Below are 14,680 nucleotides of genomic sequence, written 5' to 3'. Positions count from 1 at the left end.
CCATGTCTGAAATCAAGGTGAAGCTCATCAAAAGCCGCATCGGTACGACCCCTGCCCAGAAGAAGGTTCTGGACGCCATGGGCCTGCGCCGTCGTGAGATGGAAAAAACCCTTAAGGATAACGCCGCCACCCGCGGCATGATCGCCAGCGTGTCCCACCTGGTTGAGGTCATTGCATAATGAGACTTAACGATCTGTATCCTTTCCCTGAAGAACGCAAGGGCCGCAAGCGCGTCGGCCGCGGCGCCGGTTCCGGCCTCGGCGGCACTTCCGGCAAGGCCGGTTCCGGCCTCGGCGGCACTTCCGGCAAGGGCCACAAGGGCCAGAACGCCCGTTCCGGCGGCGGTGTCCGCCCCGGCTTCGAAGGCGGCCAGATGCCCCTGCAGCGCCGTCTGCCCAAGCGTGGCTTCAAGAACTATCTGTTCAAGGTGACCTACGAAGTCATTAACCTCGATCGTCTTCTGGCGGCCTTCCCCGATCAGAAGGAAATCACCCTGGAAGACATCTACAGCCGCGGTCTGGTCAAGAGCGCTCTCGTCAAGATCCTTGGCGAAGGCGAAGTGACCCGTCCCGTCAGCATCGAAGCCTTCCGCTTCAGCCAGTCCGCCAAGGACAAGATCCTTGCGGCCGGCGGCGAAGTGAAGGAACTTCTCGCCGACGAAGAACCCGCTACCTCCGAGGAATAAGACGTGGCGAACGGCGTGGACAAAATGGCGCAAATGCCTGAGCTGCGTAAAAAGCTGGCATGGACCCTTTTCATCCTGTGCATGTACAGGGTGGGGGTCCATGTCCCTGTGCCTGGCATTGATGCCGGCGCGCTGTCTCACTTTTTCGCCAGTATGCAGGGTTCGGTCTTCGCTCTGCTCGACATGTTCTCCGGCGGCGGCCTGAGAAATGTCTCCGTGTTTGCTCTCGGCATCATGCCTTACATCTCGGCGTCCATCATCCTGCAGCTTCTGCAGGTGGTGAGCCCCGACATCAAGCGCATGGCCAAGGAAGAAGGGCAGGCCGGCAGGCGCAAGATCACGCAGTACACGCGATATCTTACTGTCGCGATCACCCTTATACAGGGCTTCGGCATCGCCGCCCTTCTGGAAGGCATGGTCAGCCCTGAGAACGCTCCCGTCGTCATGAATCCCGGCTGGGAATTCCGTCTGGTGACCATCGTCACCCTGACGGCTGGTACCATCCTCATCATGTGGCTTGGCGAGCAGATAACCGCCAAAGGCATAGGGAACGGCATTTCGCTCATCATCTTCTCCGGTATCGTGGTCGGCATTCCGAGCGCGCTCATGCGCTCCTATCAGCTGATCAAGGCCGGCGACATGAATGTGCTCTTTGCCATCTTTATCCTTATAATGATGCTGGCAGTCACCGTGGGCATCGTTTTTGTCGAACGCGCCCAGCGCAGGATACCCATCCAGTATGCCAAGCGTCAGATCGGCCGGAAGATGTACGGCGGTCAGACCACGCATCTGCCTCTCCGCATCAACACCGCCGGTGTTATTCCTCCCATCTTCGCCCAGAGCCTTCTGCTCTTCCCGGCGACGGTGGCGGGCTTCTCCACCGCCGAGTGGCTGCAGAGAGTGGTGTCGTGGTTCCAGCCCACGTCCATCGTGTACAACATCATCTTCGTGGCGCTGATCTTCTTCTTCTGCTTCTTCTATACCGCCATCATCTTTGATCCCAAGGATATCGCGGAGAACCTGAAGAAGGCGGGCGGCTTCGTTCCGGGCATCCGTCCCGGCGACAAGACCCGTGAATACATCGACAACGTGCTTACTCGTCTTACCTTGTGGGGCGGCATCTACATTTCCATCATCTCCGTGCTGCCCATGCTGCTGATCGCTCAGTTCAATGTGCCTTTCTACTTCGGCGGGACCAGCCTCCTGATCCTCGTCGGCGTGGCCATCGACTTCATGAGCCAGGTGGAATCCCACCTCATCTCCCAGCAGTATGAAGGCCTCATGAGCAAAGCCAGAAAGGGATAAGCATGAAAAAGTTTCGGGGCATTTTTATCAAGAATGAGCATGAGATCGAACTCATGCGCGTGGCCAACGGCATGACGGCGACCATTCTTGACGAACTGGTGGCCAACGTGCGTCCCGGCGTTCCCACCATATTTTTCGACGAGCTGGCCCGCAAGATGTGCCGCGACATGGGAGTTGTGCCCAACTTCCTCAACTACTGCGGCTATCCTTTTGCGCTGTGCTGCTCCGTCAACGAGACCATCATTCACGGCTTTCCTTCCAAGGACATCATTTTGAAGGAAGGCGACATCGTCAGTTTTGACATGGGCGTGAATTACAAGGGTTTCAATGGGGACTCCGCCCGCACCGCGTTCTGCGGCGAGGTGTCGGAAGAGGCCAGGCATCTTTCCGATGTGACGAAGCGCTGTCTTGAACTCGGAATCGCCGAGGCTCGTCCCGGCAACAATCTTTATGCGATTTCGGCGGCGGTGCAGCGTCATGCCGAAATGGAAGGGCTTCATGTCATCCGTGATTTCGTGGGGCACGGCATAGGCGCCAGCCTTCACGAAAAGCCGGAAGTACCGAACTTCGTGCCACGCGGCGGCATGGAAAACGGCGTTCCGGGCGGTGTTCCGCTGAAACCTGGTATGGTTTTGGCCATTGAGCCCATGTTGGCAATCGGCACCCATGAGGTGGAAATCATGGCCGATGGATGGACGACGAAGATCAAGGATCGCAGCCTGTCCGCCCATTGGGAGCATACTGTAGCCATACGACCCGACGGAGCTGAGATTCTCAGCGTCGCGTCCAACTACAGACCGTGATTTTCGCGTCGTGAAACACTGTCCTTGACAGGGTGATGAGAACAAGATAAGAGAGACGGTTCCAGGCGATTTTTTTCGCCTTAATCGTTTATCGAAAAGTAACTAGCGGAGTGAGCGATGAAAGTCAGGCCGTCCGTCAAAAAAATCTGCCCTAAGTGCAAGGTTATCCGGCGCAAGGGTGTTTTGAGAGTGATCTGCGAAAACCCCCGGCATAAACAGCGCCAGGGCTAACCTTGCAGGAGTCTTAACGTGGCCAGAATTGCAGGCATTGAACTGCCCCGTGGTAAAAGAGCGGATATCGCACTTACCTATATTTATGGCATCGGCCGGGCTACTGCCCTTGAGATCCTTGCTGCTTCCGGCGTCGACTGGAACCGCAGCATCGACGATCTGAGCGCCGATGAAGTGAACGAAGTCCGTAAGGAAATCGAAACGAACCACAAGGTGGAAGGCGACCTCCGCCGTGAAGTGGCTTCGAATATCAAGCGTCTGATGGATATCGGCTGCTACCGTGGCCTGCGGCACCGCCGTGGTCTGCCCGTCCATGGTCAGCGTACTCACACGAACGCTCGTACCCGCAAGGGTCCGCGTCGTGGCAATGTGGGTAAAAAGAAGTAGGAAGCTGTATCTGATGCAGCCATACTTCGGCTGATCGAGACACCATAGCTCCAAGGAAGTGCAAGATGGCAAGAGCCAAACGTGCAGTCAAAAAGAAGGAAAAGAAGAATATTCCGCTGGGCGTGGCCCATATCGCGGCTTCTTTCAATAATACTATTGTTACCTTCACCGACACTCGCGGCAATACCGTGAGCTGGTCTTCCGCCGGTCAGAGCGGCTTCAAGGGATCCCGCAAGTCCACTCCCTTCGCTGCTCAGGTCGCTGCTGAAAATGCCGCCCGTCGTGCCCAGGAAAACGGCATGCGGACTGTTGGCGTGTATGTGAAGGGTCCGGGCGCCGGCCGTGAATCCGCCCTGCGCGCTATCAACGCCGCCGGTTTCAAGGTTGCGTTCATCCGTGATGTCACGCCCATTCCCCACAACGGTTGCCGTCCTCCCAAGCGGCGCCGCGTCTAACGCATTGAAGGCAAGGAGAACTAGCCTTGGCAAAATATAATGACGCCAAATGCCGGCTCTGCCGTCGTGAAGGCACCAAGCTGTTTCTGAAGGGCGACCGCTGCTTCACTGACAAATGCGCTCAGGAACGCCGCCCCTATGCTCCCGGCCAGCATGGCCGTGCCCGCAAGAAGCTCAGCGAATACGCTCTGCAGCTTCGTGAAAAGATGAAGGTCCGCCGCATCTACGGCGTGCTGGAAAAGCAGTTCCACGGCTACTTTGAAGATGCCGAAATGGCCAAGGGCGTCACCGGCGCCAACCTGCTGACCATTCTCGAACGCCGTCTCGACAACGTCGTGTACCGCATGGGCTTCGCCAACTCCCGCAGCCAGGCCCGCCAGCTCGTCCGCCACGGTATCTTCACCCTCAACGGCCACAAGGTGACCATTCCGTCCCTCCAGGTCCGCGTGGGCGACGAAATCGCCGTGCCTGAAAAGAACCGCAACATCCCCGTGATCGCCGCCGCTCAGGACGTCATCGCCCGTCGCGGCTGCCCTGCCTGGGTGGAAGTTGACGGTGCGTCCTTCAAGGGCGTGATCAAGGCCCTTCCCCAGCGCGACGATATCCAGACTCCCATCGAAGAATCCCTTATCGTCGAACTTTACTCGAAATAAGCAGGAACCCCCATGCTCAGCAAACAAGCCAACAGGCTCATCAACGCCCGCAACTGGGCGGTGCTCGTCAAGCCCGAACAGATCGTCCGCGAGAACGACCCTGCCGATACCATGTACGGCAAGTTCGTGTGCGAACCTCTGGAACGCGGCTATGGCACCACCATCGGCAACGCGTTGCGCAGAGTGCTTTTGGCATCCCTTCAGGGCGCAGCGTTTGTGTCCGTCAAAATTGCGGGCGTACAGCATGAGTTCACTACCATCCCCGGCGTGCTTGAAGATGTGACGGACATCATCCTGAACATCAAGCAGGTGCGCCTTGCGATGGATACAGACGTTCCTCAGACGATCACCCTCAACGTCAACAAGAAGGGTGAAGTGACCGCCGGCGACATCCAGGGCAATCAGCACGTTTCCGTGCTGAATCCCGAGCTGCATATCGCCACGCTCACGGAAGATGTGGAATTCAACCTTGAATTCGAGGTCCGCATGGGCAAGGGCTACGTCCCCGCCGACATGCACGAAGGCCTCACCGATGAAATCGGCATCATCAAGCTCGATTCCAGCTTCTCTCCCGTGCGCAAGGTCGCCTATACCATCGAAGCCGCCCGCGTAGGCCAGATGACCAACTACGACAAGTTGATCCTCGAAGTCTGGACGGACGGTTCCGTGACCCCTGAAGACGCCATTGCCTACAGCGCGAAGATCATCAAGGATCAGATTTCCGTGTTCATCAACTTCGACGAACACATTTCTGACGAAAGCGGTCTCGGCGCCTGCGACAACGGGGAATTCAACGAGAATCTCTTCAAAAGCATCGACGATCTTGAGCTTTCCGTGCGCGCTACCAACTGCCTGCGCAGCGCGAATATCGCGCTGGTGGGCGAACTGGTGCAGCGCTCCGAAAATGAAATGCTCAAGACCAAGAACTTCGGCAAGAAGTCCTTGGACGAAATCAAGAACGTGCTTGTGGACATGGGGCTTGATTTCGGCATGAAGGTCGAATCTTTCGATAAGAAATACCAGGAATGGAAGAGGAAGCAGCACCATGAGGCATAGCAACTCTGGTAAGAAACTGAGCAGAAATCCTTCTCATCGCAAGGCTCTGCTCCGCAATATGTCCAAGGCCCTGCTCACGCACGGCCGGATTCGTACCACCGAGGTCAAGGCCAAGGAGCTGCGCGGCGTGGTCGAATCCCTCATCACCTTGGCCCGTCGCAACGACGTGGCCGCCCGTCGTCAGGCTTATCGTGAGCTTGGCAGCCATCAGCTCGTGCAGAAGCTGTTTGACGAAATCGCTCCCCGTTTCGCCGGCGTCCCCGGCGGATTCACCCGCGTGGTGAAGCTTGCGATGCCCCGTCCCGGCGACTGCGCCCCGATGGCCATCATCGAACTGACCCGGCAGGCTGCTGAAGCGCCCGCCGAAGCTCAGGCGTAAGCTGCTTTAGATAGAGCGGATGGAGGGAGTCACCTTGTGACTCCCTTTTTCTTTTAATCGTGTTCCGGCACGTCCGGGCTGCGGCCGCGGCAGAACAGGCACCTTGAAAGCATACGGAATTTCCGGTTTCGGCGGCGTTCACGGTGTTTTTTTATACGGCAGAATGGGGAACGGATATCTTGAGGCTCTTTCTGTGCTGCTCTGCCCTTCTGTTTGGAGAGAGGAAGGCGGAAAGGCAGTGTTGTTTCTGCGCGAAAACGTCGCTGCCGGATCGCGGATGGCGGCAGCACTGCCCGGCTGATCTCGCCGGGAAGTGCAACTCCGCTCGCCCGGCAGATGTTCCGATACGCGACAAGGGAGTTCCGAAGTCCCTTTCTGGAAAAGCCGCCGGGGGCGTCTCTTTCACCGCTTTTCATCCGGGGAAAAAGAGATGGGAGAAACAGGGCGAAAGCGCTGCGGAGTACCGGGAGTCGGGTCTCAGGACTGTCTGGGGAACAGGGAAAGTCCGGTGCCATGCTTCGTCTCTTCCCTGTCTTGGAAGGACTGTTTTTGCAGAAGCGCGTGCGTATATTCCCTGGAGATGCAGCTCCTGCCCGCATGTCCGTCTGTTCTGAAGAGTTGCTTGTCGGTATTGCCATCTTCGGCGGGTCCCTATCATCTACAGGAAAACATGCCCGATATTCCCTGAGAGAACTGTCTGTCCTGTCCAGGAAAACGTGCAATGTTTTTCTCGGATGCAGCACATATGAATCAGGGATGTTCCTTTGCCTTTGCCGAACGGGCGTTGCAGGCAGAAAAAGCGTATTGCATGAGGGGAAGCAGGTTCCGCAGATAAACGAGCAAAGAACATATCGATCCGCTCAGGCCGAAGCAGGGAAAGCGTCCTGATAAGCAGGCTATGCTTCAACCCATGACGGTGTGCATGGTGTACATACCGGGAGCGTGAAAGAACGTATCCCTCTTCAGCAGAAAGCGCAGCGGAGAAGCGTTTTTCGGGCAGTTGGGAGGGGCTGCGCGGTGAAGCCTTGTGCAGCACCATGGAAGGGGCAACGACCTGTAGAGACGGAGTGGGATCGGAGTGGGGAATCATGCCGAGGAAACCCGCAGCACGGGGGGCAGGGAACTCCCGCTTGCACGGCGGAAAAATTGCGGATAGGTATATCGGCGGGGAGAATTCCCCGCAGACTTCCGGTATGTGCCGTTGACGGTACTGTTTCAGGAAGTGATGCACTTAACCTCGGTGGATGGTTATGAAACTGAAAAATTTTGTTTTTCTGGTCGTGGCGGGAATTTTCTTCCTTCTTTCCGGCAACGCTTCCGCCGCGCAGGATGAGAAGAAGGCAGCAACCCCTGCGGAACCTGCGGTGGAACAGCAGCAGACGGCGACGCTGAAGACTTTTCAGCCCGACGATGCGTTCCGCAAGGACAGATTCCTCTTGGACAGGCTGCAATTCGACGCCTTCCGCTACATGTGGGAACATACGTTCCCCGAATCCGGTCTTGCCTATGAAGACAGCCGCAACAAGGACAGCGGCCAGGCCACCATCGGCGGTTCCGGCTTCGGCGTGGCCGCCATCGTGGTGGCTGCCGAAAGGGGCTGGATAAGCCGCGAGGACGCAGCAAAGCGTATTCTCACCATGGCCACCTTCCTGCGGGACAAGACGGACCGCAAGAATCTGCACGGCGCCTTCCCCCACTGGCTCGACGGACGTACCGGCAAGACCATTTCCTTCGGTGAGCAGGACAACGGGGCCGACCTTGTGGAAACGGCCTTCATGATGCAGGGGCTGCTTATTGCCCGCGCGTATTTTTCCGCCGATACGGAACTGGAAAAGGAACTGCGTGCCTGCATTACGGAACTGTGGCACGATGTGGACTGGCACTGGTTCACCCGTTCCGAGAACAACGGACTGTTCTGGCACTGGAGCCCGCAGCATGAGTTCGGCATGGGCATGAAGATTTCCGGGTTCAACGAGGCCATGGTGGCCTATGTGCTGGCTCTGGGGTCCCCCACGCATCCCATTTCCCGTGAAGCCGCACAGTACTGGTATTCCACCGAAGAATACCAGCCCAAAACCGGCAACGGCTACACCATCGAAGCCGCCAACGCCTACGGCGGCTGCATGTTCCTATCTCATTACTCCTTCATAGGGCTGGATCCGAGGCGTATGGCCGACAGTCATGTGCGGCGCGGCTATATGGTCCGCAACATCACCCATACGCTTATGAACCGTGCCTATGCTCTGGAGTCCGCGCCTGCCGAACATCAGTTCAGTGAAGGATTCTGGGGGCTGACGGCTTGCGATATCAAGGGCGGCTACCGCTATCAGTCCGCCTACAACGAGGTGGGTACCGTGGCTCCCACGGCGGCCCTTTCTTCCATGCCCTATACTCCTGAATATTCCATGCGCGTACTCTGGAACATTCAGGACAACTATAAGGACAAGATGTGGGGCCCCTACGGTCCGTACGACGCGTTCAGCCTTAAGGATGACTGGTTCGACAACAGCTACCTGGCCATTGACCAGCTCCCCATCGTGAGCATGGTGGAAAACTATCGCAGCGGGCTTTTGTGGTCTCTGTTCATGAATGTGCCCGAGGTCAAGGAAGGTCTGGAGCGTATGGGAGTGCAGCCGCTGCCCGCCACCAACGGTTTCCCGCATGTGGTCGTTCCGTTGAAGAAGACGGAAGCCGGTTATGAACTGGATGCTCTGGACCTGCGCCGTCATCCCGATACGGGACTTTATACCCTGCCCTACAGCTGCGAAAAGGACTGCATCGTGTTCTTCACCATTGCCGATGCTTCGGGAAAGGTGCTCAGCCAGTACACCCGTGAAGGCCGCAAGGGCGACAACCTGCTGGAATTTCCTCAGTTCATGCCGAAGAACGGAGAGACGTTGCAGCTTACCATGCATATTGGTGATCTGACGGCGGGGCTGCCCATCCGTCTGAACTGATTTCTCTTTTACCGTTTGCAAAACAGAGGCCCCACCGGCTATGCCGGGGGGCCTCTTGTGTGCTTTAAGGGATCTTATCAGATGCGCCTGGCAGGCGCATGGACGATCCGAGAGCGTCATTTCTGCCGCCGGAGCCCCGTAAGCGCTTTTCGGCATACGGAATGCCGACTGCCTCCGGGGCTGCTCGCGGCTGACGGATGTCCCATGTAGCCGGTTATCCTGCCGTATCGGCATGGCAACCGCGACGCCAAACCTCATGTCTGTGATATGTGAAAGTCCGTTTACCGGGCTATCGTATGAGCCGGCTTTTTTGCGTCACCCGTTGCTCCTTTCTGATTTGCTCAGGCGTCCTTGTCAGGCCGCACCTCATTTTCAGCAAACCCAAAGGAGTGTCATCACATTCTCATAACTATACGTTTTCGGGCAACCCCTGCCCGGCAGAGGGGGCAGGACGGCGGTGGATGCACAGCCTCTTCTTTTTTCGATCTTCGGCACGGAAGAGCCTCGGCGCCAGCCGGAGATTATTTACGGCGCTGGAAGAAGGGCAGGGGGACTTCCGTCTCGCCATTGCAACCGCAGGTCGGCTGGAAGAGCCGCCGTATGCCTGCCTGTGCCCGCAGGTGCGCAGAAGCATGGGAGGGGACTCTTTCGCGCTTCGTTCAGTACATGTACAGTGTGAACGGGAAAGCTTTCGGAGGCTGGGACGGCTGTGGAAGAAGTCGGAGGGAAAGAACATCCTGTGGTGGATGATGTGCGCAGTCGTTCATGCCGTGGCGGCAAGGACGTCGTCGGAAACCGGATTCGGGAAAGGCTTCCGTTTTTGGGCCGGGCGGAGGTACGCAGACCGGGCGGCCGGAACCCGGGATTATCGTGCAGAATACCCGTGACCGGGGCGGAGAAGAACGGATAAGAAAAAAGGCTTATGATTGCTCATAAGCCTTTACTCTCAAATGGTGCGCCCGGAGGGATTCGAACTCCCGACCTACAGGTTCGTAGCCTGTTGCTCTATCCAGCTGAGCTACGAGCGCTTGGTGAAAAAGGACATTAGTCGTCCTTCGTGAAAACGTCAAGCGTTTTTTTTACTTTTTTTGCGGAACGGATAAGAAAAAAGGCTTATGATTGCTCATAAGCCTTTGCTCTCGAAATGGTGCGCCCGGAGAGATTCGAACTCCCGACCTACAGGTTCGTAGCCTGTTGCTCTATCCAGCTGAGCTACGAGCGCCCGACAACGGCAAACATAGGGAAAACGGGTCGGGTCGTCAAGCATTTTTTTCTGTTTTTTTAAAAAGATTGTTCGGGTGGGAGAGGACGGTCTTTTCCGTCAGGATGGAGCCGTGGCGTGCAGTTCCGCCTTGACCATAAAAAGAACGTGTCCTACTTTACTCCTACTATGAACTGGGACTGGGATAAATTACAGGAAAAGCGGCAACAACAGCAGAAACAGGGCTGGGGTTCCGCCGGCAAGGGCAACTGGGGCAGGCGCGACGATGATCGCGACGATCCCCAGGACAATGATGATCAGCAGAAGCGAAGAGGCGGGCCTTCCGGGCCGAATCGTCCTTCTTTCTCATGGCCTAAGCTCCCGAAGATAGAGGGTGTGCCGGGGGTGCACTGGTGGATCGGCGGCGCGTTGCTTGTCTGGGCGCTTTCCGGCATTTATATCGTGCAGCCCGATGAGGCCGGTGTGGTGCTCCGTTTCGGCCGTTATGTGCGTACGGAAGCTCCCGGCCCCCATATTCATCTGCCGTATCCCATCGAGCAGGTGTTCAAGCCCAAGGTTTCGCAGGTGCGCCAGACGGCGGTGGGATATCGAGCCCAGTCCGTGGGCGGTGTGTTTCAGCAGGGGCGCGTGCAGGCCGTGGATGAGGAATCCTCCATGCTCACGGGGGATGAGAACATCATCAACGTACAGTTCAATATTCAGTATCAGATCAAGCCTGACGGCGCGGTGGACTACCTGTTCAACGTCATCCGGCCCGATCAGGTGGTCAAGCGTGCGGCGGAAGCCTCCATGCGCGAAGTCATCGGCAAGAATACGCTGGATTCTGCTCTCACGGACGGCCGTGTGAAGATACAGAACGATGTGGCGGAGCTGCTTCAGAGCATTCTGGACCGCTACCAGGTGGGCGTCCAGGTGGTTGCCGTGCAGATGCAGGACGTGCAGCCCCCGCAGGAAGTGCGCGACGCGTTTAAAGATGTTGCCAGTGCCCGCGAAGACAAGCAGCGCAGCATCAACGAGGCCGAGGCCTACCGGCGCGACATTCTTCCCAAGGCGCAGGGCCAGGCTTCGGAAATGGTGAACAAGGCCGAAGCCTATCGGGAAACGCGTGTGCGCGAGGCCGAAGGCGAGGCGCAGCGTTTCCTTTCCGTGCTTGCCGAGTATGAAAAAGCCGAGGATGTGACCAGAAAACGTATGATGTATGAAGCGTTTGAAGATATCTTGAGCAAGCCGGGCATGGAAAAGCTGGTGCTTCCCTCCGATGCCGGTTCCAACGTGCTCCCCCTGCTTCCGCTGGATGCCTGGAAAAGGCAGGACGGCGCCAAGGAGGAAAAGCGCTGATGAAGGGTTTGAAATCCGTACTTCTGATCCCGGCGCTGCTGATTCTGGCGCTGCTCGCGCAGCAGACGCTTTTCATTGTGAATCAGACGCAGCAGGCGCTGGTCATACAGTTGGGCCATCCTCTGGACAAGGTATATGGACCGGGTCTTCATGCCAAACTGCCGTTCGTTCAGAATGTGGTGTATTTTGAAGCCCGTATTCTCGATTACGATGCCCGCCCCGCCGAAGCGCTGACGAGCGATCTCAAAACCATCGTGCTCGACAATTACGCACGCTGGAAAATCGAAGACCCTCTGCGGTTCTACCGCACCATGCGTACGGAAGCGAATGCGCAGGCCCGTCTGGATGCCGTCATCTATTCGCAGATACGCGCCCATATAGGTCGCCATACGCTGACCGAGGTGGTGGCGGATGAAAGAAACTCCATTATGGAATCGGTGACGGAAAAGGCGTCGCAGCAGATGAAGGAATTCGGCATCAGCATTGTGGACGTGCGCATCAAGCGCACCGACCTGCCCGCCGAAAACCAGCGTGCCATTTTCGACCGTATGCGCGCCGAACGCGAACGGCAGGCCACGCAGTACCGTTCCGAAGGTTCCGAAGAAGCCACCAAGATCCGTTCCGCTGCGGAAAAGGAACGGGCCCTTATTCTGGCCGAGGCCGGAAAGCAGGCTCAGGTTCTTCGCGGCGAAGGCGATGCCGAGGCTGCGCGCATTTATGCCGAGGCTTTTTCCCGTTCACCGGAATTTTTCTCCTTCCAGCGTGGCCTGGAAGCGTTACGCAAGTCGCTGGGAGAAAATACCCGCATGGTACTCACACCGGACAGCCCCCTGCTTCAGCCTATCAAGTAGGCGGGGACGTGCATGGAACGGCCGGATATCGATCAATTTGAACCTGTCTATGCCAGGATGCTTTTCGTTTCCCAGCGGCGTACACAGGCCGAACTGGCGGATCTGCTCAACCTGCAACAGGGGAGCATATCGGAAGCCAAGAGACGAGGAGCGATTCCCCTGCCGTGGTGTGTATATATCTGCGATCTTTTCAATGTACGCATGGACTGGCTGCGCTTCGGAGAGCCGCCCGTGTACATGAGCGCGGAAATGAAGCAACAGGAAGAGCTTTCCGAGGCGGGGCTGCATGAACCGCCGCCCCCGCTTCTGGAAACCGTGCGCCCGGGAGAACTGTCCATTTTCAGTACGGTTCGGCAGCGCGACGGATCTTTCCCCGAAGCGGGCACGCAGATTTTTCCCCAGGAAGTCATTCGGGAGGGCCTGCAGGTATTCCGTCTGCTGGAACGCTGCATGGCCCCCGCCCTCAATAAGGGCGCGCTTGTGGCCGTGATGCCGGGTGCGGATGTGGAAGAGGGGGATGTGGTCGCCGTACTGGGAGGCAGCGGACTCCAGTTCCGCCGCGTTTTCATGACGCCGGAGGGCTATGAACTCAGGGCGGAACGCAGGGATCTGGAAGCGGATATATCTGTCGCAGCCGCCGAATGGTCTTCGCGTTATTACGGAAAGGCCGTCTGGGCCTTTCAGCCCCTGTAGGATATCTTTCAGAAATGCTGCGGCGGCATCCGATGTATGCGGTTCCGGGCCGGAAGCAGGGCGTTTCTTTCCTGTCCTCCCGGTTGAGGCTGCGGAGCCGCATCGTTCGCATGGTGTCTGCTGTGTATGAGGGAAGGGCACAGGCTTTCGGATTGTCCGGCGGACGGATTTTTTGAAGTCGGAGGCGTGTTTTTACCGGAAGCAACACGGCGGCGGAGCGCTCCGCTTGGTCCGATTCCGGTTTCGAGTCTTCGCTTTTCATGGAAACATAGCGTGATTTGAGGCGAACATGTTCATTTCTCTTGGCCCTCAGGCTTTTCTTTCTCCCGCTCCCGTGCTTCTTGTGGGGACGTATGACGAGGCAGGGCAGCCTAACATCATGACGGCTGCCTGGGGCGGACTGTGTTGTTCTCAGCCCCCGTGTCTGTCCGTATCTCTTCGGCGTTCCTCCTGGACCTGTCGTTCTCTCCAGCAGAAGCAGGCCTTTACCGTAAGCATTCCCAGCAGAAATATGGTGGGACAGGCGGACTTTGCAGGCCTGGTTTCCGGCAGGCAGGAAGAAAAGTTTAAGACTCTCGGCCTCACACCGCGTGCAGGGGAGCATGTCGATGCGCCTTTTGTGGCGGAATGCCCCGTGGTGCTGGAACTTCTGCTCCGCCACTCCCTGGAACTCGGCTCCCACATCCAGTTCGTGGGAGAAATCATGGACGTGAAGGTCAACAGAAACTGTCTTACCCCGGAAGGCCTGCCCGACCCTGCCCGTATCGACGCGCTTTCCTTCGCCCCGTTGACCAAGGAATATTACGCTGTCGGAGAATTCGTGGCGCGTGCCTTCGCCGTGGGGAAAACGGTAAAGCGGAATATATGAGAAATACCGGAGTCGTTCCGGTGAGAAGGAGAGCTGCCGGCAGTTCTCCCTCTGTTTTTAAGAGTCGTACCGGAAAAGGACGGCCTTCTGGCCGTCTGGATGAAAACGGTATCGGAAAATTTCCGGTCCGCGTGAATGGTTGTCGGGAAGGCGGTTGCCCGGAGACGAACAGGCTTTTTGAGAGACCGCGCATAAGGAAGAGCATGGGGGACTCTTCTGAGAGGAAGATAATTCTTTTACGGAAGGGGCGCGCAGCCGTTTCATCATGAAGGGCGTTGTCCGGGAGGACTGTTTCGAGAAGCCGCGAAGGTTCTGCGTGTGCATGGCTCACCGGTAAGAGTTCTTCAGCTTGGAGGCAGAGCTCAGAAGGGAGGGATGAGGCTGTTTTTCTGTTTTCCGGGGAAAAAGGCGGTCCTTCGGAAGAGGAAAAACGAAGAATTTTTTTCCCTATGGCAAGTTTTATCGGCAGGATACGAAGAATCAGCGAAAAATTTCCCGAAAAATTCGAAAAAAGTGTTTGACAGAACGGGGTGAAACGGGCATAACTCGAAAACGCGCTGAGGCACAGCGGCTCAAACGAGCTCACGCCGAAGGCGCTTCGCTGAAAAAACTTTGAAAAAAGTTGTTGACAGCGGAAACGAAAAGTTGCATAAAGCAACACCGCCGCGAGTGAGCGGCACGGTTCTTTGACAAGTGAAGAGCGAGTTGGGAAATAGAGCTTTGAGTTCGATTTGAGAACTTTGGTTCTCTGAATCAAATACTTTTCAACTGGAGAGTTTGATTCTGGCTCAGATTGA

The 14,680-nt window shown here is 57.1% G+C and carries 15 protein-coding genes and 2 tRNA genes; 15 read left to right on the top strand and 2 right to left on the bottom strand.

The genetic code is table 11. From position 1 onward, the window contains the following. Positions 1-2: 2 nt before the first annotated feature. The 11 genes from rpmD to CZ345_RS01460 all read left to right on the top strand — a co-directional run bounded on the left by rpmD (position 3) and on the right by CZ345_RS01460 (position 8,911). Positions 3-179 carry a 50S ribosomal protein L30 gene (gene rpmD, locus CZ345_RS01510; RefSeq protein ID WP_077071440.1) on the top strand — a complete coding sequence of 59 codons (177 nt, stop codon included), beginning with the start codon at positions 3-5 and terminating at the stop codon, positions 177-179. After that, a complete protein-coding gene (gene rplO, locus CZ345_RS01505; RefSeq protein ID WP_077071439.1) occupies positions 179-685 on the top strand; it encodes a 50S ribosomal protein L15 in 507 nt (168 codons plus the stop codon). Before rpmD ends, rplO begins: the two co-directional genes overlap by 1 nt. 24 nt (positions 686-709) lie before the next feature. Beyond that, positions 710-1,990: a preprotein translocase subunit SecY gene (gene secY, locus CZ345_RS01500; RefSeq protein WP_077071608.1), complete on the top strand. Its 1,281-nt coding sequence runs from the start codon at positions 710-712 to the stop codon at positions 1,988-1,990. 2 nt (positions 1,991-1,992) lie between these two features. Next, positions 1,993-2,793, top strand: coding sequence for a type I methionyl aminopeptidase (gene map / locus CZ345_RS01495; protein WP_077071438.1), 801 nt, complete (start codon positions 1,993-1,995; stop codon positions 2,791-2,793). 117 nt (positions 2,794-2,910) lie between these two features. Further along, complete coding sequence (rpmJ, locus tag CZ345_RS01490) at positions 2,911-3,024, top strand: 50S ribosomal protein L36 (protein ID WP_005027799.1); 114 nt, start codon at positions 2,911-2,913, stop codon at positions 3,022-3,024. Positions 3,025-3,042: 18 nt separating this feature from the next. Then, positions 3,043-3,411 (top strand): 30S ribosomal protein S13, encoded by a 369-nt coding sequence (gene rpsM, locus CZ345_RS01485; protein WP_077071437.1) that lies wholly within the window; start codon positions 3,043-3,045, stop codon positions 3,409-3,411. Positions 3,412-3,476: 65 nt separating this feature from the next. Further along, the gene (gene rpsK, locus CZ345_RS01480) at positions 3,477-3,866 is read left to right on the top strand and encodes a 30S ribosomal protein S11 (RefSeq protein ID WP_077071436.1); all 390 of its coding nucleotides are present in this window, start codon (positions 3,477-3,479) and stop codon (positions 3,864-3,866) included. A 26-nt stretch (positions 3,867-3,892) separates the two neighbouring features. Further along, positions 3,893-4,519, top strand: a complete 627-nt coding sequence (rpsD, locus tag CZ345_RS01475) for a 30S ribosomal protein S4 (RefSeq protein WP_077071435.1) — start codon at positions 3,893-3,895, stop codon at positions 4,517-4,519. A 12-nt stretch (positions 4,520-4,531) separates the two neighbouring features. Further along, a complete protein-coding gene (locus tag CZ345_RS01470; RefSeq protein ID WP_077071434.1) occupies positions 4,532-5,575 on the top strand; it encodes a DNA-directed RNA polymerase subunit alpha in 1,044 nt (347 codons plus the stop codon). Next, positions 5,565-5,954, top strand: coding sequence for a 50S ribosomal protein L17 (rplQ, locus tag CZ345_RS01465; protein ID WP_077071433.1), 390 nt, complete (start codon positions 5,565-5,567; stop codon positions 5,952-5,954). Before CZ345_RS01470 ends, rplQ begins: the two co-directional genes overlap by 11 nt. Before the next feature lie 1,250 nt (positions 5,955-7,204). Next, a complete protein-coding gene (locus CZ345_RS01460) occupies positions 7,205-8,911 on the top strand; it encodes a glucoamylase family protein (RefSeq protein WP_077071432.1) in 1,707 nt (568 codons plus the stop codon). Between the two features lie 951 nt (positions 8,912-9,862). Here the strand turns inward: CZ345_RS01460 and CZ345_RS01450 are convergent. After that, a tRNA-Arg gene (locus CZ345_RS01450) sits at positions 9,863-9,939 on the bottom strand. 117 nt (positions 9,940-10,056) lie between these two features. Beyond that, positions 10,057-10,133, bottom strand: a tRNA-Arg gene (locus CZ345_RS01445). 168 nt (positions 10,134-10,301) lie between these two features. On the opposite strand from CZ345_RS01445, the gene hflK reads away from it, so the two are divergent. From hflK to CZ345_RS01425, 4 genes are all read left to right on the top strand, one after another. Next, positions 10,302-11,471, top strand: a complete 1,170-nt coding sequence (gene hflK, locus CZ345_RS01440; protein ID WP_077071430.1) for an FtsH protease activity modulator HflK — start codon at positions 10,302-10,304, stop codon at positions 11,469-11,471. After that, a complete protein-coding gene (hflC, locus tag CZ345_RS01435) occupies positions 11,471-12,322 on the top strand; it encodes a protease modulator HflC (RefSeq protein WP_077071429.1) in 852 nt (283 codons plus the stop codon). Before hflK ends, hflC begins: the two co-directional genes overlap by 1 nt. A 12-nt stretch (positions 12,323-12,334) precedes the next feature. Further along, positions 12,335-13,015, top strand: a complete 681-nt coding sequence (locus CZ345_RS01430; protein ID WP_144277201.1) for a helix-turn-helix domain-containing protein — start codon at positions 12,335-12,337, stop codon at positions 13,013-13,015. Positions 13,016-13,304: 289 nt separating this feature from the next. Continuing rightward, positions 13,305-13,883: a flavin reductase family protein gene (locus tag CZ345_RS01425; RefSeq protein ID WP_077071427.1), complete on the top strand. Its 579-nt coding sequence runs from the start codon at positions 13,305-13,307 to the stop codon at positions 13,881-13,883. Positions 13,884-14,680 lie beyond the last annotated feature (797 nt).

The organism is Mailhella massiliensis (assembly GCF_900155525.1).
Taxonomy (GTDB): Bacteria; Desulfobacterota; Desulfovibrionia; order Desulfovibrionales; family Desulfovibrionaceae; genus Mailhella; species Mailhella massiliensis.
The sequence above is the reverse complement of the archived record's forward strand: the minus strand, read 5'-3'. Positions and strand labels throughout refer to the sequence as shown.